The 25,285-nt window shown below is 42.5% G+C and carries 22 protein-coding genes and 1 other RNA gene; 18 read left to right on the forward strand and 5 right to left on the reverse strand.

The features are described from left to right. Nucleotides 1-68: 68 nt before the first annotated feature. Both PSU72_RS04430 and PSU72_RS04435 read left to right on the forward strand, forming a co-directional pair. A complete protein-coding gene (locus PSU72_RS04430; RefSeq protein ID WP_300431053.1) occupies nucleotides 69-3,194 on the forward strand; it encodes a multidrug efflux RND transporter permease subunit in 3,126 nt (1,041 codons plus the stop codon). A gap of 65 nt (nucleotides 3,195-3,259) precedes the next feature. Then, complete coding sequence (locus PSU72_RS04435) at nucleotides 3,260-4,633, forward strand: efflux transporter outer membrane subunit (RefSeq protein WP_300431055.1); 1,374 nt, start codon at nucleotides 3,260-3,262, stop codon at nucleotides 4,631-4,633. Between the two features lie 50 nt (nucleotides 4,634-4,683). Here PSU72_RS04435 and PSU72_RS04440 read toward each other — a convergent pair whose 3' ends face one another. Next, nucleotides 4,684-6,429, reverse strand: coding sequence for a hypothetical protein (locus tag PSU72_RS04440; RefSeq protein ID WP_300431057.1), 1,746 nt, complete (start codon nucleotides 6,427-6,429; stop codon nucleotides 4,684-4,686). Nucleotides 6,430-6,651: 222 nt separating this feature from the next. Here PSU72_RS04440 and gltX point away from each other — a divergent pair, with 222 nt between their 5' ends. The 16 genes from gltX (at nucleotide 6,652) to PSU72_RS04520 (ending at nucleotide 22,171) form a co-directional block, all read left to right on the forward strand. After that, nucleotides 6,652-8,061 carry a glutamate--tRNA ligase gene (gltX, locus tag PSU72_RS04445; protein ID WP_300431059.1) on the forward strand — a complete coding sequence of 470 codons (1,410 nt, stop codon included), beginning with the start codon at nucleotides 6,652-6,654 and terminating at the stop codon, nucleotides 8,059-8,061. Between the two features lie 201 nt (nucleotides 8,062-8,262). Then, nucleotides 8,263-8,499, forward strand: coding sequence for an RNA chaperone Hfq (hfq, locus tag PSU72_RS04450; RefSeq protein ID WP_013147643.1), 237 nt, complete (start codon nucleotides 8,263-8,265; stop codon nucleotides 8,497-8,499). A 30-nt stretch (nucleotides 8,500-8,529) separates the two neighbouring features. After that, nucleotides 8,530-9,657: a GTPase HflX gene (gene hflX, locus PSU72_RS04455; RefSeq protein WP_300431061.1), complete on the forward strand. Its 1,128-nt coding sequence runs from the start codon at nucleotides 8,530-8,532 to the stop codon at nucleotides 9,655-9,657. 107 nt (nucleotides 9,658-9,764) lie between these two features. Then, entirely contained in the window at nucleotides 9,765-10,937 is a 1,173-nt protein-coding gene (gene hflK, locus PSU72_RS04460) for an FtsH protease activity modulator HflK (protein ID WP_300431063.1), read from the forward strand. Nucleotides 10,938-10,947: 10 nt separating this feature from the next. After that, nucleotides 10,948-11,820: a protease modulator HflC gene (gene hflC / locus PSU72_RS04465; protein ID WP_300431065.1), complete on the forward strand. Its 873-nt coding sequence runs from the start codon at nucleotides 10,948-10,950 to the stop codon at nucleotides 11,818-11,820. A gap of 10 nt (nucleotides 11,821-11,830) precedes the next feature. Beyond that, complete coding sequence (locus tag PSU72_RS04470) at nucleotides 11,831-12,016, forward strand: DUF2065 domain-containing protein (RefSeq protein ID WP_300431067.1); 186 nt, start codon at nucleotides 11,831-11,833, stop codon at nucleotides 12,014-12,016. An 82-nt stretch (nucleotides 12,017-12,098) separates the two neighbouring features. Beyond that, nucleotides 12,099-13,259, forward strand: a complete 1,161-nt coding sequence (locus PSU72_RS04475) for an ATP phosphoribosyltransferase regulatory subunit (RefSeq protein ID WP_300431069.1) — start codon at nucleotides 12,099-12,101, stop codon at nucleotides 13,257-13,259. 110 nt (nucleotides 13,260-13,369) lie between these two features. After that, complete coding sequence (locus PSU72_RS04480; RefSeq protein WP_300431070.1) at nucleotides 13,370-14,713, forward strand: adenylosuccinate synthase; 1,344 nt, start codon at nucleotides 13,370-13,372, stop codon at nucleotides 14,711-14,713. A gap of 18 nt (nucleotides 14,714-14,731) precedes the next feature. Next, nucleotides 14,732-15,283, forward strand: a complete 552-nt coding sequence (locus PSU72_RS04485; protein ID WP_300431072.1) for a flavoprotein — start codon at nucleotides 14,732-14,734, stop codon at nucleotides 15,281-15,283. Beyond that, nucleotides 15,267-16,709 carry a DUF6513 domain-containing protein gene (locus tag PSU72_RS04490; RefSeq protein WP_300431074.1) on the forward strand — a complete coding sequence of 481 codons (1,443 nt, stop codon included), beginning with the start codon at nucleotides 15,267-15,269 and terminating at the stop codon, nucleotides 16,707-16,709. Before PSU72_RS04485 ends, PSU72_RS04490 begins: the two co-directional genes overlap by 17 nt. 5 nt (nucleotides 16,710-16,714) lie before the next feature. Beyond that, complete coding sequence (locus PSU72_RS04495) at nucleotides 16,715-17,290, forward strand: DUF447 domain-containing protein (protein ID WP_300431076.1); 576 nt, start codon at nucleotides 16,715-16,717, stop codon at nucleotides 17,288-17,290. Then, entirely contained in the window at nucleotides 17,287-18,030 is a 744-nt protein-coding gene (locus tag PSU72_RS04500) for a (5-formylfuran-3-yl)methyl phosphate synthase (RefSeq protein WP_300431078.1), read from the forward strand. The genes PSU72_RS04495 and PSU72_RS04500 overlap by 4 nt, the downstream gene beginning before the upstream one ends. A 152-nt stretch (nucleotides 18,031-18,182) precedes the next feature. Continuing rightward, nucleotides 18,183-19,292 (forward strand): OmpA family protein, encoded by a 1,110-nt coding sequence (locus tag PSU72_RS04505; RefSeq protein WP_300431080.1) that lies wholly within the window; start codon nucleotides 18,183-18,185, stop codon nucleotides 19,290-19,292. Between the two features lie 104 nt (nucleotides 19,293-19,396). Further along, on the forward strand, nucleotides 19,397-20,722 hold the full coding sequence (locus PSU72_RS04510) for a TRZ/ATZ family hydrolase (protein WP_300431082.1): 1,326 nt from the start codon (nucleotides 19,397-19,399) through the stop codon (nucleotides 20,720-20,722). Nucleotides 20,723-20,771: 49 nt separating this feature from the next. Then, the gene (ubiG, locus tag PSU72_RS04515) at nucleotides 20,772-21,512 is read left to right on the forward strand and encodes a bifunctional 2-polyprenyl-6-hydroxyphenol methylase/3-demethylubiquinol 3-O-methyltransferase UbiG (RefSeq protein WP_300431084.1); all 741 of its coding nucleotides are present in this window, start codon (nucleotides 20,772-20,774) and stop codon (nucleotides 21,510-21,512) included. Continuing rightward, the gene (locus tag PSU72_RS04520; protein WP_300431087.1) at nucleotides 21,509-22,171 is read left to right on the forward strand and encodes an HAD family hydrolase; all 663 of its coding nucleotides are present in this window, start codon (nucleotides 21,509-21,511) and stop codon (nucleotides 22,169-22,171) included. Before ubiG ends, PSU72_RS04520 begins: the two co-directional genes overlap by 4 nt. Before the next feature lie 18 nt (nucleotides 22,172-22,189). Here the strand turns inward: PSU72_RS04520 and recR are convergent, their stop codons facing one another. The 4 genes from recR to ffs all read right to left on the reverse strand — a co-directional run bounded on the left by recR (nucleotide 22,190) and on the right by ffs (nucleotide 25,105). Further along, nucleotides 22,190-22,789 carry a recombination mediator RecR gene (recR, locus tag PSU72_RS04525; protein ID WP_300431089.1) on the reverse strand — a complete coding sequence of 200 codons (600 nt, stop codon included), beginning with the start codon at nucleotides 22,787-22,789 and terminating at the stop codon, nucleotides 22,190-22,192. A 37-nt stretch (nucleotides 22,790-22,826) separates the two neighbouring features. Beyond that, nucleotides 22,827-23,135: a YbaB/EbfC family nucleoid-associated protein gene (locus PSU72_RS04530; protein ID WP_300387564.1), complete on the reverse strand. Its 309-nt coding sequence runs from the start codon at nucleotides 23,133-23,135 to the stop codon at nucleotides 22,827-22,829. 61 nt (nucleotides 23,136-23,196) lie between these two features. Continuing rightward, nucleotides 23,197-24,915, reverse strand: coding sequence for a DNA polymerase III subunit gamma/tau (gene dnaX, locus PSU72_RS04535; RefSeq protein WP_300431091.1), 1,719 nt, complete (start codon nucleotides 24,913-24,915; stop codon nucleotides 23,197-23,199). Nucleotides 24,916-25,008: 93 nt separating this feature from the next. Continuing rightward, nucleotides 25,009-25,105: signal recognition particle sRNA small type (gene ffs / locus PSU72_RS04540), an RNA gene on the reverse strand. Nucleotides 25,106-25,285: the final 180 nt, after the last annotated feature.

The raw sequence follows: 25,285 nt of genomic DNA on the forward strand, positions 1-25,285 counted from the left end.
TAAGATTAAACCTAGATTTAAGATTAAACCCAAATTTAAGATTAAACCAAGTAAAAACGAGAAATAATATGACCAAATTTTTTATCACACGGCCTATTTTTGCCAGCGTTTTGTCTATCATCATAGTGCTGGCAGGCTTAGCCGCAGCACTGAAGTTGCCGATTGCACAATACCCGCAAATTGCGCCGCCAACAGTACTGATTACTGCAACTTACCCTGGTGCAAGTGCTGAAACATTATCTAAAACGGTTGCTGCGCCAATTGAAGAGCAGTTAAGTGGTGTTGAAGGTTTGCTGTACTTTAACTCTAGCGCTGACTCTAGCGGTACATTAACCATTACTGCTACATTTGAAGTCGGTACTGATGTGAATCAGGCAACATTTAACGTGAGTAATCGCGTGAATATTGCCTTGCCACGTTTGCCTGATGAAGTGCGTAGAACTGGCTTAGTGGTGCAAAAGCGCTCAAACGACATTTTGCTAGTCGTAATGTTGACTGATAAGCTCAAGAAATACGATCCACTTTATTTAAGTAACTACGCTACGCTCAATGTATTAGATGAAATTAAACGTATTAAAGGTGTGGGCGATGCTAACATTTTTGGTGCACAAGATTACTCTATGCGTATTTGGTTAAAACCTGACCGCATGGCACAACTAGGCGTGACGACTACTGATATTGCCAATGCTATTCAAGTACAAAATGCGCAGTATGCAGCGGGTAAAATTGGTCAAGAACCTTCCCCTTCAACCCAGCAATTGGTTTATACGGTAACAGCTAAAGGTCGTTTGATTGATCCTAGCGAGTTTGGCAATATTATTATCCGTGCAGATGGTCCGCGCGGTGTGTTATACCTGAAAGATGTTGCACGTATTGAATTAGGCTCACAAACATATAACGTACGTACTGCCTTAGACGGTTTGCCAGGTGTAGGTATCCCTATTTTCTTACAAACAGGTGCTAATGCGCTTGATACTGCAGATGCTATTAAAGTCAAAATGGCTGAGCTTAAACAACGCTTTCCCGCTGGTGTGGATTGGGAAGTACCTTACGATACCAGTGACTTTGTTAAGTCTTCAATCATTGAGGTTGTAAAAACTTTAGGTGAGGCGATGGTATTGGTTGTGCTAGTTGTATTCCTGTTTTTACAAAGCTGGCGTGCGACTTTAATTCCACTCATTGCTGTGCCTATTTCATTGATTGGTACATTTGCAGGCTTATGGATATTCGGTTTCTCCATCAATACGCTGACGTTATTTGCGATGGTGCTTTCCATCGGGATTGTGGTGGATGATGCGATTGTGGTGCTGGAGAACGTCGAGCGGCTAATGTCAGAGGAAAAACTGTCCCCGATTACTGCTGCGATTAAATCAATGGAGCAAGTATCTGGCGCCGTGATTGCGATTGTACTTGTACTGTGTGCGGTATTCGTGCCGGTTGCGTTCTTAGGCGGTATTGCAGGTGAAATGTATCGTCAGTTTGCGGTCACTGTTGCCGTTGCGGTGGTGATTTCCGGTCTTGTGGCACTAACGCTAACCCCAGCTTTATGTGCAATATTACTAAAATCCGTGCATGAAGAATCAGCATTCTTTAAACCGTTTAACCGTGGTTTTTTGAAATTAACTAACATTTATGCAAAAACAGTTGATTTAACGTTACATCATAAGTTTATTGGCTCGCTAGTTTTCGGCGCAATTATTGTCGTAGTAGTTATTTTACTTAGAACGGTGCCGGGTAGTTTTGTACCAGCAGAAGATCAGGGCTATGTAGTGACTGCGGTGATTATGCCTGACGGTGCAACTTTGAGTAGAACCATCAAAACAACTCAAGCGGTGCGTACTGAAATTTCAAAAGATCCTGCGGTAGCACACGAGTTTGCGGTATATGGTTTTGACTTGATCGGTGGCGGTAACAAAACTAGTGCGGCAACGATGTTCGTTCGATTGACAGATTGGGCTGAACGTCAAACTACTGCAGAAGGTATTGTAGGTAAGCTATTTGGTATTGGTATGCAGCAGCCAGATGGTATGGCGATTGCTTTTAATCCGCCTGCGATTCGTGGTTTGGGTAGCTCAGGTGGTTTTGAGGTGTATGTGCAAAGCCGCAGCGATACTGACCCTATGCACTTATCAACTGTGGTGAATAGCTTTGTTGATGCATTAAAAGCTGAAAAAGAGTTAGCAGGCATTAACACTTTCTTCCGCCCAACTGTACCGCAGTTATTTGTTGAGGTTGATGAAGCTAAGGCCATTTCACAAGGTGTGCCAGTGGCGGATATTTACGCTACTTTGCAAAGTACGATGGGTTCGCTATACGTGAATGACTTTAATAAATCAGGCCGTACTTACCGAGTGCAGTTACAAGCTGAGGCTGAATACCGCATGAAAGCTGAAGATTTAGGCAAAGTGTATGTGCGCTCAAATGCGGGCAAAATGATACCACTTTCAGCTTTAAGCAAAGTGAGCAACATTGTTGGTGCTGAGCAGTTAGAGCGTTACAACGGCTTGCTTTCTGCCAAAGTATTAGGTGGCGGTGCGCCTGGTGTTAGTTCTGGTGAAGCGATTAAAATGGTAGAAAAAGTGGCTGCAGAAAACTTGCCAGAAGGCTACCAAATTGCTTGGACAGGTCAGGCATACCAAGAAAAACGTACAGGTTCAGCGGCGATTATGGCATTTGGATTTGCGATTATCATGGTGTTCTTGATTCTTGCTGCACAATTTGAAACTTGGGCATTACCATTGGCTGTGATTATGGCCGTACCATTTGCTTTGGCAGGCGCGTTGCTTGCTGTGTTGTTACGTGGCATGCCAAATGACATTTACTTCCAAATTGGTTTGATTACGCTAGTGGGCTTAGCGGCAAAAAATGCGATTTTGATTGTGGAGTTTGCCAGCCAGAAAATGGAAACAGGTATGCCTGTAGCTCAAGCGGCACTTGAAGCTGCAAGAATGCGGTTTAGACCAATTGTCATGACCTCAATGGCGTTCGTGTTAGGTATCGTACCGTTGGTGATTGCCTCTGGTGCGGGTGCGGCAGCGCGACGTTCAATGGGTACTGGCGTGTTCGGCGGTATGATATTGGCCACATTTGTTGCGACGATATTCATTCCACTGTTCTTTACTTGGTTGTCTGGCAAGCATGTGCGTCACCACGGACATGTTGAAACAGATCTCAATAAGCAGGAGACAGTGTGATGCAACCATTAACTTTGAATAAGAAAAACCTTTTTAAAATGAAACTTATTTGTTTAATAGTACCAATGGCTTTGCTTTCTGCCTGTAAATCGGTGGGGCCAGATTATGAGCGCCCACAATTGGCAGTGCCTGGCCAATACTCAGAGCAGGCAGATCAGGCGCAAAGCAAAGTCTCAACCATTTGGTGGACAGCTTATCAAGATCAGTTGTTGAATGACTTGGTGAGCAAATCTTTACAAAGCAACACTGACATTAAGCTTGCTGTTGCACGTGTAGAAGAGGCTGATGCGTTGGCGAGGGAAATTGGCGCAGCCACACTACCGCAAGTAGATTTGAATGCAGGCGCTAATCGATCACGCGTGACTGAGTTGGGTGGAAATCCTGTCACGACGAATCCGCGCAATGATTTTAAAGCCGAGTTAGGTACTTCTTTTGAGATTGATTTTTGGGGGAAATTGCGTCGTGCTAAAGAATCAGTGCGAGCACAAATACTCTCTAGTCAATATGCAAAAGATACGGTCGCGCTTTCATTATCAGGCTTGGTCGCTACCAATTATTTAACATTGCGTAGTTTAGATTCGCAAATCACGCTTACGCAAGAGAGCATGAAAAGCCGTGAAGCTAGTCTAGGTTTGACTAAACGCCGTTTAGAAGGTGGAGTCGCGTCAGCTTTAGATGTGTATCAGGCCGAAGTGGCAAGTGCAAACCTAAGTGCTCAGTTGGCTGAACTTACCCGACAAAGGGCATTGAGCTTACATCAGTTAGCCGTATTGACTGGTGATTTGAGTCTTAATATCGCCAGTGCGGACATACAAGCGTTACCAGTTCCTCCAACGCCGCCAGCTGGCTTGCCTTCTAGTCTACTAGAAGCACGACCAGATGTTGCGCAGGCTGAACAGCAGATGATTGCTGCCAATGCCAATATCGGCGTGGCGAAAGCCGCTTTATATCCAACCATCTCACTCACCGCTGGTTTAGGTGGCGAGTCTTTGGAGCTAGGCGATATATTGAAGTCAGCCGCACGTATCTGGACAGGTGGCGTAAGTTTGTATTTGCCGATATTTGATTCAGGTAAGCTTAACTCTAAGGTTGATCAGGCAAGTGCAAAACAAAAGCAAGCATTAGCGAGCTATGAAGGCGCAATACAAACGGCCTTTAGAGAAGTGAATGATGCCTTAGTAGATTTACGTCAAAACACTGAACGTGAAGATGCGCTTAATAAAAGCCAAATCGCCGCTAAAAAAGCGTTAGATGTATCTGAGAATCGCTATAAATCAGGCTATTCAGCTTATTTAGATGTGTTAGACGCGCAACGTGTTTATAACGACTCAGCTTTATCTTACGTGCAAAGTCGTCAAGCTAGATTAGCGGCTACGGTAAGTTTATTCAAAGCACTAGGTGGTGGTTGGAAAGCTGAAGCGCAGAGTCAAGCTAAGTAATATAAACTAGACAACATTGAGTCATCAATGTGGACGGCAACTTAACCCTCTTAACTTAAGGAGGAGGCAGTTGCCGCTTTTCTTTCAAATACTTGCGTGTAAATAACGCGTAACCAATTTTCATGATGTTCTAAAGTTTCAGTAAACTTAACTAACATCTCAGCGCCAGAAATATTGACTCTATAAGTATCGTTTTTATTGTAATGCAGCTTGGGTACTATTAACGACTCAAGCTGTAATGACTTGTGTTGAGGAATTGTAAACTCTCTTGGTAGATATAAGCAGGTAAAGCTAGTGTCGCTTGCATTAGCATTAAAGCCCACAGGTTCGTTGAATTCTTTTCTAGTGACAATAGGTGTATTTTTTACTGAACTATTTTCAGCCGCATTTTTAGCCTTAGCGGCGGCAGCACTTACGTTATGCGCTTCTACACAGAAAGCGGTTGTGCTTAATAGCTCAATGCCAATATGTAGCTCGTTACCAATGACAGGTTTTATGCTGCGTATCACACCGATTTTAGTGGCGTCTTTTTGATCGCTAATGGTCACGCCCATTAGCATACCTAAGCTCACTTCACTCGCAGGTTTATTCGTATACATGCCGATGCCTTTAGGGCATTCATCAATGATTTTAGATTGAGCGGCACCCAAATCTAAATAAATGACATTCGGACCGTTCTGATCCTTACTCAAAGAGTGCGTGGCTAATCGCTCATCAAACGATTTGTTGCCTTGGTAAGATTTACCTACGCGCTGAATGCGCATATTTTCATGCTGCTTGATGTGATAGCAAGTGTATTCAAAGCCATAAGTAGTACTTGCGTATTTGGATGTTTTCGCACGTTCAGTCGATCTGCGTTGACGTTTATATTCAGCACGCGACCATTCTGTTTTTAAAATTTCCAAAGTAGGTACAGCATATTGATTGCTAATAAAATCTTTCATCTCTTGTTGCTTAGGCAAGATGTTGTATTCAATCAGTGAAAGACATAATTCAATCTTTAGATTCACACTATCAAAACACCAATAGCGATAACTCGGTAAAGGTTTGAAGTTTCTAATCCGTTTTGCTGCTGCATCACTCGCGGTATCTATATAAAATAGATGTTTACTCTCATCATATGTACTTTGAATAAGAATCTTTGGCGTCCAATAGGCTAGCATTTTACTCACTAACTCAATCTGTTTACGCTGAAAGCTTAAGCTCTCTAAACTGCCTAGCATGCAAGCCTGCATGTAGGCAGAGGACAATGTAGTGATTTCTTTATCTGGGTAAGCTCTTACATAACTCTCAAGTATGGATTGCTTTTCTGCGACTAAATAAAGCTTAGATAATTGCAACCAAACATTCGCTGGGGCGCTTTGGTAATTGTAAAAACGCCATTTAATCATTTGTGTTGCGTTGTTAATGGCGCGCGCCAACATCACAATTAAAGATTGTGGTTGGAAGGGCGCTAAATTATCAATCAGTGTGTTGTAAATAAGGTAAAGCTGGCGGTGATATAAAAACACAGCATTGGCAATACGCTCTTCCAGTTCAACACTCAAATTGTCGATATTGATGTAGTGGGATGTGATTCTATCGACAATGATGTGTATTTTTTCGTCAATCGCAAACAATGCGTCTATGTGTTGGTCATCTTTAAAAATATCCTTTTTGGCGTCAGCGTTAAGTTGTTGTGTTGCATGCTCAATCGCAGACACATCATCCATGGCATCTAACTCTTTGCCCCATGCGAAGACTATTTCGCCCTTTGACGATGGAGAATGATTAAATATTTTTTTAAAGAATTCCATTTTTGGTGTGTTTTAATACTTTGATAAATGATTAAAATACGAATATGTTTTAACAAAAGCAAGTAGCGTGCCAGCAGTTGTGACTTCTCTAAGTTTGATTGACTAGCTTATGTAGTACAAATTATGTGAAATTATAGATGATATAAACCTGATTACATAAGAGCTATTTATCATCGCATGATAAAATAACCGTTTTATTGTTAATGTAAACTACTGTTAAATATGACTGTTCGTACTCGTTTTGCTCCTAGCCCTACTGGTTTTCTGCACATTGGTGGTGCTCGTACCGCTTTATTCTCTTGGGCTTTTGCAAAAAAGCATGGTGGAGATTTTATTCTGCGTATTGAAGATACCGATGTGGCGCGTAGCACGCCGGAAGCGGTGCAAGCAATATTAGATGGTATGCAGTGGTTAGGACTGGATTATGACGAAGGTCCTTTTTACCAAATGCAGCGTATGGATCGCTATAAAGAAGTGATTCAAACCATGTTGGATGCTGGAAGCGCCTATTATTGTTATTCTAGCCGTGAAGAGCTTGACGCTTTGCGCGAGCAGCAAATGGCTAATAAACAAAAGCCTAGATATGACGGCAAATGGCGCCCAGAAGCTGGGAAAGTTTTACCTATGCCGCCAGCAGGTGTTGCACCTGCTATTCGCTTTAAAAATCCGGTAGATGGGGTAGTGGCTTGGGATGATATGGTGAAGGGCCGCATTGAAATTGCCAATGCTGAACTTGATGATTTGATTATTGCTCGTGCTGACGGTACACCTACTTACAATTTCTGCGTGGTGGTTGATGATAGCGACATGGGTATTACACAGGTGATTCGTGGTGATGATCATGTGAATAATACGCCACGCCAAATCAATATGCTTAAAGCGCTGGCCGAGTTAGATGCAAAAATCGTTATTCCACAATATGCACATTTATCTATGATTTTAGGTAATGATGGGCAAAAGCTTTCTAAGCGCCACGGTGCTGTGAGCGTGATGCAATATGATGATGACGGTTATTTGCCAGAAGCGGTGATTAATTACTTGGCGCGATTAGGCTGGAGCCATGGTGACGAAGAGGTATTCAGTAAACAACAGTTTGCAGAATGGTTCGATTTAGACCACATCACGCCATCTGCCGCGCAATTCAATACTGAAAAGCTCAATTGGCTGAACGCCCATTACATCAAGCAAGCTGATAACGCATATTTGGTTAAAGACATTACTAAACGATTAGCCAAACTTGGTGTAGCGATAAGTGAGCAGCCAGCTTTACCAGCCGTAATTGATTTGTACAAAGAGCGCGCGAACACTTTGAATGAACTAGCCGCTAGCATCGCTTATTTTTATCAAAATCCTATCATTGATGAAGCTTCTGCTGAAAAGCATTTAACGGCCGAAATTAAACCTGTTTTAGCTGCTTTGGTTCAATCCCTGCGTAGTATTGATTGGCAAGCAGAGGCAATCCATCATCAGATTGAAGCCGCTGTTACTAGTAATTCACTTAAATTTCCTAAAGTAGCGATGCCCTTACGAGTGATGCTCACTGGCATTGCACAATCACCAAGTATCGATCAAGTGATGGCGCTGTTAGGTAAAGATGAAGTGTTAGCTAGAGTTAACTCAGCACTTAAATAGCATTTTAATTTCATATGAATATTGGTGATGGCTATTGAAATTTTAGCCTATCACCTCATATTGGCTAAGTGCTTTAGAATTTTGTGATATTTTGATAAAAAATAGAACGAATTATATTGTTCTAAATCTCAACAAGAGTAACATCAGTAATGTAGCTGGTGCTACGTAATATTTATTTAACTCCAAGCAATAGGAGACATCATGATTCAAAAAGGGCAAATGTTACAAGACCCATTTCTTAACGCCTTACGTAAAGAACACGTCGCTGTATCCATCTATCTCGTCAATGGCATCAAATTACAAGGTCAGGTTGATTCGTTCGATCAATATGTGATTTTGCTAAAAAATACTGTGACTCAAATGGTCTATAAGCACGCGATTTCAACTATCGTGCCAGCGCGCATGGTCAATGTTAGTTTGCCAGAAGATGAAGCTTAAACAGGACTGGTAAATTAACCGTTGAAAGATATGTTTGAAAGGCCAAGTGGTGGCGATGCTGCCATTATGGTGAGTGTTGATTTTGGCGATAATGATTACGAAGAAAGCTTAAATGAACTTCGTCAACTCAGCATTAGCGCAGGCTTGTCCATACGCGGCACAATTGAAGGTAAACGTGCCACACCAGATGCCAAGCTCTTTATCGGAAGTGGTAAGGCTGATGAATTAGCGCAGATGATGCAAGCTAGTGAATCTAATATCGCAGTATTCAATCATGATTTATCTCCCTCACAACAGCGCAATTTAGAGCGTTTGCTGAAAGCTCGTGTGGTGGATAGAACGGGTTTAATTCTCGATATATTCAGCCAACGTGCGCAGAGCCATGAAGGTAAGCTTCAAGTTGAATTGGCACAGCTAGAACATTTATCTACGCGATTAGTCAGAGGCTGGACGCATTTAGAGCGTCAAAAAGGTGGTATTGGTGTACGTGGCGGTCCAGGTGAAACACAGTTAGAGCTAGATCGCCGTATGTTGCGTGTACGCGTTAAGCAATTACGTGAAAAGCTCATTAAACTCAAGGCGCAACGCGGCATGCAACGTAGAGCGCGTAAGCGTTCTAATGTCATGACTGTTTCGCTAGTGGGCTATACCAACGCGGGTAAATCTACAGTTTTTAATCGCCTAACCAAGGCTGATATTTACGTAGCTGACCAGTTATTTGCAACGCTCGATACAACAACGCACAAGATTTATATTGCAGATGCAGGCTCTGTCGTGCTTTCAGACACAGTTGGGTTTATTAAACATTTACCGCATGCTTTGGTTGAAGCCTTTGGCGCAACTTTGGAAGAAGCCGCGCAGGCAGATTTGTTACTGCATATCGTCGATACTGCAAGCACCAATCGCGATGAGCAAATTGCACAAGTCAATAAAGTGCTGTTAGAAATCGGTGCAGCTAATGTACCGCAGATTTTAGTGCACAACCAAATAGATAGAGTCGGTCTGCCGCCCTCTATCAGCCGAGATGAATATGGTAGAATCACATCCATACACGCATCGGCTAGCACAGGTGAAGGAATGGATTTGTTAAGACTAGCCATGGCGGAACACAGTCAGTATTTGCAGAAACTCAGCACTGAAGAGAGTGTTTATGCTTAGTCTTAAGTTTAACGGTGTTGAGTTGAGTGCAACTTGTAATGTCGTGAATAGTCTGAAATTTTCAGCTTTAAATATATTTGTACGATTAAGTTTCTTTGGAGTTTTAAATGATTAAATTTCCCGGATGGGCTCAGCGAAATAATGAAGGTCCGCCAGATTTGGATCAAGTCATGCGCGATTTAAGCCGCAAGATTAATAATATGTTCGGCAAAGGTAGTGGTAATCAGCCTGCTAGCTCTAATGGTGGAAACATTAGCCTTCCTATCCTTCCAATCCTCGCTGTCATATTGTTAATCTGGTTGGCAACGGGTTTCTACATGGTTGACTCTGGTTCTAAAGGTGTTGTACAGCGCTTTGGTAAAATGACCGATGACACCACTGAACCTGGTCCGCGTTGGCATTTACCGTATCCAATTGAAAAAGTGACTGTAGTCAATATGGAGCAAGTACGCCGTTTAGAAGTGGGTTATAGAACTACGGGTGAAGGCGGTGGTGGCAAAACAAAACAACCGCGTGAAGCTCTAATGTTGACCGAAGATGAGAACATTATTGATTTGCAATTTGCCGTGCAATATAACCTTAATAATGCAAAGTATTATTTGTTTAACAATCGTGCCACAGATGATGCTGTGATGTCGGCTGCCGAGTCGGCGATTCGTGAAGTGGTTGGTAAAAATAAGTTGGATGATTTATTGCAAAAAGGCTTGGCTGATACTTCCCAACGTATGCAGACGATATTAGATAGTTATAAAACAGGCGTGCACATTATCAGCGTCTCTCTACAAAGTGCGCAACCACCTGAGCAAGTGCAAGAAGCGTTTGAAGACGTGAATAGAGCTAACCAAGACAATCAACGCCAGGTGAATGAGGGTCAAGCCTATGCAAATGACGTGATACCTAAATCACGAGGTAAAGCTTCAAGACTATTGGCTGAAGCGGCGGGTTACAAACTCAAGATTGAAAGCGAGGCACGTGGTAATGCTAGCCGTTTTGAGCAGATTTTAGCGCAATACAATAATGCGCCAGATGTCACACGCCAACGCCTGTACTTAGATGCGCAAGAGCAGATTTTATCTAGCGTGAGCAAAGTGGTGGTTGATCAAAAAGCTGGCAGTATGTTGTACTTGCCATTAGATAAATTGATGAATTCTAATGCTGCTGCGGCACCGCAACAGTCCCAATCATTGCAGTCTCTGAACACGCCAGCGGCACCAGTGGCAGATCCATCAGTGGATCGCTCGCGTGATGCTTTCCGCAGTCGTGATAGAGAAAGTAGATAGGCGAAAAATAATGAAAAATATAACAAGTATTTTAGTTTTAGCTTTAGTGGGCATCGTATTCTTAGCCTCTTCTGCTTATATGGTAACTCAAACTGAGTTTGTGGTTGTGAAGCGCCTTGGTGAAATTGTAGATGTGAAAAAACAGCCAGGACTGTTCTTTAAAATTCCGTTTATCGATGATTTAAAGACATTTGATAATCGTATTGTGACTTTAGATTGGGAAGAGCCAGCTAAATTTAATACCAGCGAAAATAAGTACATGTTGGTTGATTCGTTTGTAAAATGGCGCATTATTGATCCTGCAAAATACTATGTTTCAATCAAAGAAGGTGGCGAATCTGCTGCTGAAAATCGTCTTTCAAACGTTGTAAATGCAGGTTTGCGTGCTGAGTTTGGTAAGCGCACTGTGCATGACGTGATTGCCGGTGAGCGTAACGCAGTGATGGATAGCTTACGTAAAAGTGCAGACTTAGAAGCCCGCCAAATGGGTATTGAAGTCGTCGATGTGCGCTTGAAACGCGTGGATTATTCTGAAGATATTAGTAAATCAGTTTTCGACCGTATGATTGCAGAGCGTAAACGTATTGCCAATCAGTTGCGCTCTGAAGGTTCAGCGGCATCTGAAAAAATCCGTGCTGATGCTGACAAGCAGAGTGAAGTGATTATTGCAGAAGCATATCGTGATGCGCAAAAAACTAAAGGTGAAGGTGACGCTTCCGCAGCTGCGATTTATAATCAAGCTTATGGTAAGAATCCAGAGTTCTATGCGTTTTACCGCAGTACAGAAGCTTATAAAAACAGCTTTAAAAATAAGAGTGACGTGATGGTGTTAGATCCAGGTTCAGACTTCTTCAAATACATGCGTAGTCCTGCTAAGAAATAAAGACCTCTAAATGGGAAGTACACTATTAATGGCATTAGGTCTAATGTTGATATTAGAAGGCCTATTGCCATTATTGTTGCCACAAGCTTGGCGCGATACTTTTAAACGTATGATAGAGCTCAAAGATGGTCAGTTACGTTTTGTTGGGTTAATGTCAGTGATTGGCGGATTAGTATTGTTTTTGCTAAGTAAATAACGGCTGATTTAGTCATTTAAGTAATGAAATTTAAGTGGCTATATTTTAAGTAGCTACAGTAATAAAAAAGTGATGATAAAAAATGCGTAATTGGTTACTCCCAGAATATATTGAAGATGTTTTACCTGCCGAAGCTGCTCGAATTGAGACATTGCGTCGTACTTTGTTAGATTTGTTCAAAGTGCATGGCTATCAATATGTGATTCCACCAATGTTGGAGTATATGGAGTCGTTAATTACAGGGGTGGGTCATGATTTAGATTTAGCCACTTTTAAAGTGGTTGATCAACTCACCGGTCGATTGATGGGCGTGCGAGCTGATATGACGCCACAAGCGGCACGTATTGATGCGCACTTATTGAATCATCAAGGTATTACCCGCTTGTGTTATGCCGGCAGCGTGTTGCGCACCAAGCCAGATGGCCTAGCGCAGACGCGCGAACCGCTGCAGTTGGGTGCCGAGTTATATGGTCATGCAGGTGTTGCCAGCGATATTGAAATTCAACGATTACTTATTAAAGCCTTGCAAGCCATCGGCATTGATCAATTGCACATGGATTTTAGCCATGTAAATATCTTTGGTAGTTTGATTGAAGCTAGTCAAGTAGCACCGCAGTTAGAGCAAGAACTATATGCTGCTTTGCAAAGTAAAGATCAATCTAGCGTTGCCGCACTCTCACAACATTTAGATAAAACCACTCGCGAGGCTTTGTTGCATTTAACCGAGTTAAATGGCGATAAATCTATACTGGTTAAAGCGTCTAAAGTATTACCCGTGATGCCAGCGGTACAAGAGGCTTTAACAAGCTTAAGCCAAGTAAGCACGGCTTTAGAAGATTTAGACGTTACGGTAAGTTTCGATTTAAGCGAGTTGCGTGGTTATCACTATCACAGCGGTATCGTGTTTGCCGCTTACGCACAAGGCTACAAAGGCCCATTGGCGCTGGGTGGGCGCTATGATGAGGTCGGACAAGCATTTGGTCGCGCACGCCCAGCCACTGGATTTAGCTTGGATTTACGCGGCGTAGTAACCGCTTTGCAACCAGCCAAGCCAATGATGGCAATATTTGCACCAGCTAATGATGATGCCAGTTTATCTGTTAAAATTGATAGCTTGAGAGCCGATGGGCAAATAGTGGTTCAAGAGTTATCAGGATTTGAGTCAAATCTTGATGAATTGAATTGCGATAGAAAGCTTGTGCATTACAATTCTGGCTGGCATGTAGTTGCCGTCGATAAATAGTAGATTAATACGTAGGTCGGGTTTCAACCCGACTTAACAGAATTACACGACAAATGACGGGTTAAACCCACCCGAACCTATAACTAAACCTAAGTAAAAAAGTAAATATCATGGTAAATACAGCAGCAAAGAATGTCGCTAAAAACGTAGTCGTTATCGGCACACAATGGGGTGATGAAGGTAAAGGCAAAATCGTTGATTGGCTGACTGACCATGCTCAAGGTGTGGTGCGCTTTCAAGGCGGTCACAATGCTGGGCATACATTGGTAGTAGGTCAGGGCGATGCGCAACGCGTTTACAAGCTTAATTTGGTGCCTTCAGGCATCGTGCGTTCTGGTATTAATTGCTATATTGGTAATGGTGTCGTGTTAGATGCAGGACATTTGTTAGGTGAAATTGCTGCCCTTGAAAAAGATGGCTTGGAAGTGAAAAGCCGCTTAAAAGTCAGCTCTGGCTGTCCGTTGATTTTAAGTCATCATGTAGCAGTTGATGTTGCGCGCGAAGCTAAACGTAGCGCAGATAAAAAAATCGGCACCACAGGTAAAGGCATTGGCCCAACTTATGAAGATAAAGTAGCACGTCGCGCTTTACGTGTTTATGACCTATTCTACCCAGAACGTTTTTCAGAAAAACTAAAAGAGGTGATGGATTATCACAACTTTGTCCTGACTAATTACTTAGGTGCAAAGGCCGTTGATTTTAATCAGCAATATGATGCAAGTATGCAGCATGCGATTGCTTTGAAACCGATGATTAGCGATATTTCTGCTGAACTTTATGCAGCGAATGCACGTGGTGAAAACTTATTGTTTGAAGGTGCACAAGGCACCTTGCTCGATATTGACCACGGCACTTACCCATATGTGACTTCAAGCAACTGTATCGCAGGCCAAGCTTCAGCGGGTACGGGTGTTGGTGCCAATATGTTGCATTATGTTCTAGGTATCACTAAAGCTTACACCACTCGCGTAGGTGGCGGTCCTTTCCCAAGTGAGTTAGATATCGATACTGAAGGTGCACCAGGCACACAAATGTCAGTAAAGGGCCAAGAAATCGGTACTGTGACTAAACGCAAACGTCGCTGTGGTTGGTTTGATGCTGCGGCCTTACGCCGTTCAGCCATGATTAACGGTCTAACAGGCTTGTGTATTACTAAGTTAGACGTATTGGATGGCATTAAAGAACTGAATATTTGTACAGGTTACGAGTTGGATGGCAAGAAAATTGATTTACTTCCAATCGGTGCTGATGACGTTGCTGGTTGCAAACCAATTTACGAAACCGTGCCAGGTTGGTCAGAGAATACCTTTGGCGTAAAAACTTGGGATGGATTGCCGAAGAATGCGCAAAACTACTTAAAACGTCTTGAAGCCTTATGTGGCGTGCCAGTTGCGATTGTTTCTACAGGCCCAGAGCGTGATGAAACTATTGTGATTGAGCATCCGTTCGCTTAATTGTAGTTTACTCAAGCAATGGTAAATTCAGAAACGCAGCGCTTAGCATGGGCTATTACAGGTTCAGGCCATTATTTGCGCGAATCTTTAGCGGTTCTTGCTACGCTGGAAAATGTTGATATTTTCCTAAGCAAAGCGGCTTCTGAAATCATTAAACAATACGGCTTTCAAGTGCAGTTAGACGCGACTGGCCATAGAGTGTATCAAGATAAAACAGCAAGCAGCGTACCTGTTGAGCTGTTTTATGAAGGTAAGTATCACACTTTGGTGATTGCACCTGCTACTTCCAATACTATTGCTAAAATGGCCTATGGCTTTTCAGATTCTTTAGTCACTAATTTATTCGCACAGGCTGGTAAAACGCGTGTTGCTAGCATTGTATTTGCTTGTGATACCGCGCCAGAACTAGAGTCAGAAGCGCCGCGTGACAATGTTGTTAAAGTTTATCCGCGTAAAATTGATTTAGAAAACGTGGCAAAACTCGCTGATTTTGAAGCAACGCAAGTGGTTGCTGATATTGCTGCGCTTACACATGCAATTCATGTGCGCTTAAATGAAATCCGCAACTAAAGATAAAAAGCCCGCAGAAAATTTACTGTTTCTAACAGGTAAATTGGCTGAAAAAAGCCTGCATAAAATACTAGCTGAAGTTCAAAGCAACCCTAAAACTCCACCATTCAAATATCGCATTCAGCAAATTGGTGTTTCAGTCGCCGCGCTGATGACCCCCGAATTAATTGCTCGCAGACTTAAGGAAACAGGTGATGCGGATAAAGTAATTTTACCAGGCTTATGTTTAGGCGATATTAGCCAATTAGAGGCGCAATATGGCGTGCCTGTTGAACGAGGCCCTAACGATTTAAAAGATTTGCCACAGTATTTTGGTCACGCGGGTGTGACGCCTGATTTGAGCCGATACGACGTGCAGATTTTTGCAGAAATAGTGGACGCGCCCTTTTTAAGCGTAGACGAAATTATTAAGAAAGCGCAGCAGTACCAGTCGCAAGGCGCAAATGTGATTGATTTGGGTTGTCTGCCAGCAGTGCCATTCCTACACCTAGCAGATACCGTAAAAGCGCTTAAAGCTTTAGATTTTAAAGTTAGCGTGGATTCGCTTCATACTGATGATCTACTTACTGCAGGACATGCTGGCGCAGACTTTTTGCTCAGCCTCACAGAAAATACATTATGGGTTGCTAATGAAGTGGCTTCTACGCCTATTTTAATTCCAGCCAAACCGCATAGTTTGCTTTCACTATATAGGGCAATTGAGGCTTGTTTAAAAGCTGGTAAACCATTTATTGCTGACGCAATTTTAGATCCGATTCATTTTGGATTAACCAACTCAATAGTACGCTACCAAAAGTTGCGTAAGAAATACCCTGATATTCAAATGATGATGGGGATTGGGAATCTGACAGAACTCACAGATGCCGATACGACAGGTATTAACGCACTGTTGTTTGGCATGATTAGTGAGTTGAATATTAATGCGGTATTAGCCACTTCTGTAAGTGCGCATGCAGTCAATGCCGTTGCAGAAGCCGATATCGCTAGGCGCATAATGCATGCGGCAAAAAATGATGACAGGCTGCCGCGTGGCTACAGTAATGGCTTGTTAGGTTTGCATGATAGGCGTCCATTTACTTATAGTGCGGATGAGGTCAAAGAAATCGCTGCTATGATTAAAGACCCGAGCTTTCGCATACAGGTCACTGAAAGCGGCATGCATGTTTATAATCGGGATGGTATACATGAAAGCACCGACCCTTTCGCGTTGTATCAGCATTTGAAGGTAGATAATGATGCATCACATGCATTTTATTTAGGTGTGGAGCTGGCGCGAGCGCAGATTGCATGGCAACTCAAAAAGCGCTATGTGCAAGATCAAGAACTCGAGTGGGGCGTAAACACCAAGCCGCAAGAACAAACTAACAAAACTGCGCATCGCGAAGCTTCAATTAAAGAACGCAAAGAGGCTAGCAAGAAGGCTTAAATAACATGATATTTGAAACCATTATCAGCACAGTAAATAGCCAAGGCGACGTTCATGTCACGCCATTTGGCATACAAATGCAAGATGGCTTAGTTGTCATTTCACCTTACAAGCCATCAGCCACGTTGGAGAATATTCTTGCAACTCAACAAGCGGTGATGAATTTAACCGATGATGTGCGTGTGTTTGCTGGGGCTTTAGCTGGACGACAAGCATGGTCATTGACTCCTGCCGAAAAAATAACGGGTTATAGGCTGGCAGAGACCTTGACTCATAAAGAATTAAAGTTGGTCAAAATTAATGAAGATGCTTTGCGCCCACAGCTATTTTTAGAAGTAATACATGAAGTCCAGCATCAGTCGTTTATGGGCTTTAATCGAGCTCAAGCTGCAGTGATTGAGCTCGCCGTACTCGCAAGCCGCTTGAATATGTTAGCTAAAGAGAAAGTGCTATCGGAAATGCAATACTTGCAAATTGCTATTGATAAAACAGCCGGTGAGCGTGAATTACAAGCATGGACTTGGCTCACTGAAAAAGTAGAAAATTTTTATGCACAACAAGCCGGTGAGAACTTCGCATGAATGCGCCAATAACTGCCCCAATGGCTACTAGCGCTAATACAGCGCAATTAAAAACAACGCAGCTATTGATCAGCGTGACCACAATAGAAGAAGCGCAAATTGCCTTAGAAAATGGCGCTGATATTATTGATTTAAAAGAGCCAAGTATGGGCGCTTTAGGCGCTTTACCTATAGAAACAATTCAAGCGATTGTTGCTTATGTAAAAAACACAAAAAATGCAGAGACTAAACTTACCAGTGCAACTATAGGTGATTTACCTATGCAGCCAGAGTTATTGTTAGCACACGTTAATAAGTTAGCAGCTACAGGTGTAGCTATCATTAAAATTGGGTTTTTCCAAACGGATGATTACCAGCCAAGCTTGGATGCACTTAAGTCAGTTGTGCAGGCTGGTACAAAGCTTATAGCGGTATTTTTTGCAGAAACCACTTACCCACAGGGCTTGATTGCAGCTATTAAAAATGCAGGATTTATGGGCATTATGTTGGATACTGCAAAAAAAAATGGACTTACTTTGCTTGATTATTACTCACAGGAACAAAGAATAGCATTTGCAAAAACAGTACTTGGGAATGATTTACAATTAGGTTTGGCTGGCTCTTTAAAGCTACAACACGTAACGTTAATTAAAGAGCTAAATCCTAGCTATGTCGGTTTTAGAGGTGGTGTTTGTGAAGATAATCAACGTAACTTGGCGCTCGATGCAACTAAAATAAAAGCAGTTCGTAAAATAGTGTAAATTTGTTGTAAAAAAACAACTAAAATATTTGAATAACGTTGATTTATAACTATTTATGATTGCGCTAAACGTGAGTGGTGCGTAATATCGAGCTTAATGAAATCTTAGATTTTGATAGACCAAAGAAGTATTTTAATTAGGAGTAAAGACGAATGAAAAAAAATCTTATTAATCTTGCAGTTGCAGCAACACTAGGCCTTGCAGCATTTGCTGTATCAGCAGAAGACATGTACCGCGGTGCTTGGTATGCTGTTCCAGGCGTAAGCTACATGAACACAGATAGCGATTTAAATGCTAACAATGGCCCTGGTGTATTTTTAAAACTAGGTAAAGAGTTAAGTGAGAGTTGGGATATTCAAGGAGGTTTGGGTTATAACAGAGCAACTCAAGACACTGGTATTACCGGCGCATCTGGTCGTTACAAACAAACAACTTTGGGTCTAGATGCTCTTTATATGTTTAGCCGTAGTAACTTCCGTCCTTTTTTACTAGCTGGTTTAGGTGCAGCGCGTAATAAGGTTGATTACTCATATGCAGGTGTAGCAGGGGATGATAGCAAGACATCATGGTTAGGTAATGTTGGTCTTGGTGCACAATACTTAGTTAATGATAGTTTTGGTTTACAAGCTGATTTGCGTGAGCAGTGGAGTCGTGCTCCAGTTGGTAGAACTGCAGTAGGTGCAGCTAACGATACAAATACAGTTGCTAATACACTATTAAATCTTGGCGGTATCTTCCGTTTTGGTGCTCCAGCACCTATGCCAGTAATTGCAGCAGCAGAGCCAGCTCCAGCAGCAGTTGTTGAACCTACTCCAGCACCAGCACCTGCGGTTGAACCGGCACCTGCTCCTGCTCCAGTAGCATGTAAACCAAATCTTGAAACTGTTACAGTTAGTGCAGAAAAATTATTCGGCTTTGATAAGGCTAAATTACAAGATGGTGCTAAACCAATCTTAGATGAAACTGTTGCTAAAATTAAAGCTAATCCTGAACTAAAAACAGTAATTGTTACTGGTCATACAGACCGCATTGGTTCAGCAGCATACAACCAAAAACTTTCAGAAAAACGTGCTGGCATCGTTAAAGAATACCTAGTTTCTCAAGGTATCGATGCCTCAATCATTACTTCTGTTGGTAAAGGTGAGTCAGAGCCAGTTGAAGCATGTAAAGGTGTTACAGGTAAGAAATTAATCTCTTGCCTAGCACCTAACCGTCGTGTTGTAATTACAGGCGAAGCTTCAAAAGAAGTTGGCTGTAACTAAGTTTTATTAGATTTAACAAAAACCCCGCAACTGCGGGGTTTTTTTATTGGCTATTCTTTTAGATTAGGTTCAAAACTTATATTTTAAATAGTTATAATATGTAGATGAAAAAACAAGTCGAGTTAATCATCGAGGCACGTTGGTTATGTCCAGTCGTACCCGAGAATGCACTTTTAGAATATCAATCCGTGGTGATTCAATCTGGAAAGATTATTGATATTTGTCCAATATCTTCAGCTTCAGAACTTTATCAGGCAAATGAGATTGTTCAGTTAACAGAACATGTGCTCATTCCAGGCTTAATCAATCTACATACACATGCTGCAATGAGTTTGATGCGTGGTGTAGCTGATGATTTACCACTGATGACTTGGCTGAATAAGCATATTTGGCCTGCTGAGCAGACGGTATTGTCTGAGCGGTACGTGCAAGATGCGACATTATTGGCTTGCGCTGAAATGTTAAGTGGTGGCATTACTTGTTTTAACGATATGTACTTTTATCCACAAGCGACGTCTATTGCGGCAAGCCAAGCAGGTATACGGGCAAATCTAGGCTTGGTGGTTTTAGAGTTTCCAACAGCGTATGCGACGGATGCTGCTGATTACTTACAAAAGGGTTTTGATGCGCACGATAGTTGGCGCGGCAATCCATTGATTTCAACTTGCATCGCTCCACACGCACCTTACACAGTTTCGAATCAAACTTTTGAAACTGTATTAACCTATGCCGAGCAATTGGGGCTAGGCATACACACGCATTTGCATGAAACGCGTGATGAAATTGCGCAATCTCAAACACAGTTTGGCTTAAGGCCATTACAGCGCTTGGCGCAATTAGGTTTGTTAGGCCCTAACTTTCTAGCGGCACATGGTGTGCATTTGTTAGATAGTGAGATAGATATGTTGGCTGAATTTGGTTGTCATATTGCGCATTGCCCAAGCTCTAATTTGAAGCTTGCTAGCGGCATAGCACCAATATCGAAGTTGTTAGCTAAAGGTGTCAATGTTGGGCTAGGGTCGGATGGTGCCGCAAGTAATAATCGAATAGATATATTTGCTGAAATGCGTTTAAGTGCGCTGTTGGCAAAAGGGATTAGCGAAGATGCAACAGTTATTCCAGCGCATCAGGCTTTAGAAATGGCAACCATCAATGCCGCTAAAGCAATGGGCTTGGAAGATAAAATTGGTTCGATAGAAATAGGTAAACTTGCAGATTTAACTGCGGTGAAATTGAATGAGTCTATTATAAATCCATGCTATGACCCCATTTCACATTTGGTATATACCTGCGGTCGCGAGCACGTGAGCCACACTTGGGTTGCCGGTGAGCTGCGCTATAGCAACGGTCTTTATGCCAATATTGAACCATTAGAATTAAAAGAAATCATTAATACATGGCAACCAAAGCTACAACAGCATAAACATTAATATGCAAGTTTGCCGATTAAACTAATATGAATATAGGGATAAGCTAGAGATGAATATAGAGTCGACTCCAGCAACGAATACAGAAAAGCCAATCAATGCAGATCATTTGGAATTGCAAAAATTTGGTGAACTTGCACACAAGTGGTGGGATAAAAATAGTGAGTTCAAACCGTTGCATGAGCTTAATCCATTGCGCCTTGCTTGGATTGATGAATTAGCTAGCCTGAGAGGCAAGCGCGTACTTGATGTAGGTTGTGGTGGTGGAATTTTGTCTGAATCTATGTATTTTAAAGATGCCGAAGTTGTCGGTATAGATTTAGGTGAGAAGGCGCTCAGTGTTGCAAAATTGCATCAGTTAGAAAGTGGTGCAAAAGTTGATTATCAATACATTGCCGTAGAACAACTAGCGGCGCAACAGCCTGCCAGTTTTGACGTGGTGACTTGTATGGAAATGCTGGAGCATGTCCCTGATCCAGCATCAATTGTTGCAGCCTGCGCACGACTAGTAAAACCAGGAGGCTCGGTATTTTTCTCAACCATTAATCGCAATCCTAAAGCTTATTTATTTGCGGTGATTGGTGCGGAATACTTGTTGAACTTGTTGCCTAAAGGTACACATGATTATGCTAAATTTATTAAGCCTTCAGAGTTGTCTAGTTGGGCTAGGCAGGCAGATTTGAATGTCACTGCCATGCGTGGCATGAGCTACAACCCAATCACGAAGCACTACAGTTTAGGTGATGATGTTTCAATCAATTACATGTTGCATACAATTAAATCAGCAGCATGAAGACAGTTCTATTCGATTTAGACGGTACCTTAGTAGATACCGCCCATGACTTAGGTTTGGCCTTAAATATACAGTTGGCACGTTATGGTAAGCCTGCACTTGCCCATGATGTTATTTGGCCTGTAGCTTCACATGGGTCACGTGGGTTATTGGCAGTAGGCTTCGGTATCACACCAGCAGATGATGATTTTGAAGCAAAAAAGACCGAGTATTTGGATTTATACGAAACAGTCTTTACGAGTAAACCGATATTGTTGCCAGGTATTGCAGAGTTGCTTGATGAGTTGGACGCAAGAGGTGTTAAATGGGGTGTCGTTACCAATAAACCTCGTCGATTTTCTGTAGATTTAACTAAAGCCGTCAATATGGGCAGTAAAAGCTTATATGAACGTTCAGCCTGCTTGGTTTGCGGCGATGATGCGTCGCAGCCTAAACCAGCGCCATACACTTTATTGATGGCGTGTGAAGAAACAGCAACACAGGCAAGTGATTGTATCTATGTAGGTGATGCTGAACGTGATGTGCAAGCGGGTAAGGCGGCAGGCATGAAAACAGTAGTGGCATTGTTCGGCTACATTGCTGAAACGGATAAGCCGCTTGAGTGGAATGCCGACATCGTCATTAAAGAACCGAAAGATTTACTAAGCCATTTAGACTAGCGTTTATTTGGAGTCGCACTAAATAACATTGCGACGCTCCATCATCGCCTGTGCAAGCGTGCCGCTATCTACATACTCAATTTCACCACCCATAGGCATGCCGCGTGCGATGCGACTGGTTTTGATTCCGCGCGTTTTAAGTAGTTCGCTGATGTAATGTGCAGTGGCTTCGCCCTCCACTGTGTAATTGGTGGCAAGAATTACCTCGTTCACTAACCCGTCTTGCGCACGTTTAATGAGTTTGTCTAAATGAATTTCTTTGGGACCTATGCCATCCAGCGGCGATAATCTGCCCATTAACACAAAGTACATGCCAGTATAGGCGTGTGTATTTTCCAGCATTAACAAGTCAGTAGGCATTTCTACCACGCACAGCAAGTTTCTATCGCGATTATCGGCAGCACATAGCGGGCAAATGGGTTGCTCGCTAAAAGTGTTACACAACTTGCAATGATCAACGACCTCTAAGGCGGTTTCTAAGGCCGCCGATAGGGCGCTGGCACCGTTTCTATCGCGTTGTAAGAGATAGTACGCCATGCGCTGTGCAGACTTTGGCCCGACACCTGGTAAACAGCGTAAGCTATCAATCAACTGTTCAAGCGCTGGAGGATTTTTCATTAATAGCTAATAAGTGTGGCGAGTACAGGCATTAATATTAGAACGGCAATTTCATGCCTGCAGGCATATAGTTTGCCATACGTGCTGATGAAGTCGCTTCTGCTTTAGCTGTTGCATCTTTTAGAGCGATCACGAGCAAATCTTCCAAAGTTTCTTTGTCATCCATCACGCTATCATCCAAAGTCACGCGTTTCACTTCGTTTTTACAGGTCATTAGTACTTTAACTAAACCGTTCGCAGCCACGCCTTCAACGTCTACATTAGCTAACTCTTCTTGTGCCTTTTGCATATTTGCTTGCATTTGCTGGGCCTGCTTCATTAAATTGCCCATGCCACCTTTCATCATTTTGATCTCCTTAAGTTAGTTTATATTGCTAATAAAATTTATAGTTTTAAATTAATAGTTTTTAGATTGGTTTAATTGAGTTTTGGATGATGGTTGCCCCGAACTCATTGATTAAAGCCTGCACAAACCCATCTTGTTCAATTGAACTTTCAGCGCCAGCTTGAGCCACAGCTTTCTCTTGAGCTACTTCTTTTGCTGGCGTATTCACACTGCCTTCTACGCTAAATTCTAGGCGTATTTTTCTGCCGAAATGTTGCTGTAAAGCCGCGCTTAATTTGTCCTGATACATGGGGCTGAGTAAGCCTTTGTCCTTATCTTGCACGGCAAAACGCATGGTATTTTCATCATAACTGAGTAAGGCGCTGTTGAGCGCTAAGTTACGTGCTAAGCCAAGTTTTAGCTGGTCTAATAAGCCGCGCCAATTACCATTGAATGGGGTGTGAGTGATATTTTCAAAACTTTGCGTCTCTGCATTCTCATCGCTAGATTCAGCGGCTGGCTGGCTGGCTGGAATATTCAGTTGACTGCGAGTCGGCTCAGCACTCTGCGCAACTTGATGTTCTGTAGCAGTCTCAGTTGGCAGAGTTACAGTTTTTACTTCAGTGGTAGCTGCATTTATATTGACGGTATTTGCACTTACTAAATTTGCATTAGCGATGGCTGGTGTTTTGTTCAGCGTTTTTTTTAGATCAGTTTCACTTGGTGTAAAAGCTAGCATGCGCAACAAGCTCATGGTGAAGCCAGCAAATTCATCGGGTGCTAAGCTAATATCACGACGGCCTAGTAAAGCGATTTGATAATATAGCTGTAAGGTTTCTGGTGATATACGTTGTGCTAAATCTAATAAGAGATGACGTTCAGGTAAGTCATCTGCAATGCTATCTGGAACGGTTTGGGCGACTGCAATTTGATGTAGTAGTTGCGCTAGATCATTCAAAGCCACTTCAAATGATAAGCTACGTTCTTCCATAGACTTAGCTTGCGCAATAATACTGGCACCATCGTTGGCTAGTAGTGCATTAATGAGTTGGTACAAATAGCTTTGATCAATCGCACCTAACATGGCGCGCACTTCAGATTCGTTGACTGTTTGTCCACCATAAGCAATCGCTTGATCGGTCAGTGACAAGGCATCGCGCATACTGCCTGCTGCGGCACGTGCGATGAGATGAAGTGCAGTTGGCTCAAAAGGGATGTTTTCTTGCCCAAGAATATTCTGCAAATGCTCAATAATCGAAGTGCCTGCCATTTGACGTAAATTAAACTGCAAGCAGCGCGATAGCACCGTGACCGGTACTTTTTGCGGGTCAGTAGTCGCAAGAATGAATTTAACGTGTGCAGGGGGTTCTTCTAGCGTCTTCAGCATGGCATTAAACGCACTTTTGGATAACATATGTACTTCATCGATGATGTAGACTTTGAATCGACCAGACGTGGGTGCATATTGAGCGTTATCAAGCAGATCGCGCATCGCATCCACTTGCGTATTGCTGGCAGCATCTACTTCTATCAAGTCTACAAAGCGGCCTCTATCAATCTCTGTACATGCATCACAAACACCGCAAGGTTTAGCCGTAATGCCTTTTTCACAATTGAGTGATTTAGCTAAGATACGCGCAACTGTCGTTTTACCGACGCCGCGTGTGCCAGTAAATAAATAGGCGTGATGTAAACGATTTTGTTCAAGCGCGTTGGTAAGCGCACGAACTACGTGGTCTTGCCCGACTAAGGTTTCAAATGATTTCGGACGCCATTTACGGGCTAAGACTTGATAAGACATAGGCTCAACTTTAGCTGAAAATTTAGATTACGCAATGTAATTCACATATAGCAACAATTAGGTTGGCCAAAAATCTAGGTTGCCCAAAAATAAAGAGGCGAGCCCTTACCCCGGCACTTGCTTAATAGTTGTGGCTGCTTGCTTCCGCACCTGACCAGATTGGCTACTTCACAATGCGGGGAGGCCCGCCAAATGCAATTTTACAATACTTTGACGCATAAACCGCAAAGCTTAGGAGAATATTTTTCCAAAATAGACAGATAAAAGCATTCTTGAATTTGCCTTTGATTTTTTTCATAAGTGGGAAAATGCTATATATATCATTTTGGGACTGTAATCAATTGACTTTCATTCAATTTATTTAGAAGGA

Source organism: Methylotenera sp., assembly GCF_029945535.1.
In the GTDB taxonomy this organism is placed as follows: domain Bacteria; phylum Pseudomonadota; class Gammaproteobacteria; order Burkholderiales; family Methylophilaceae; genus Methylotenera.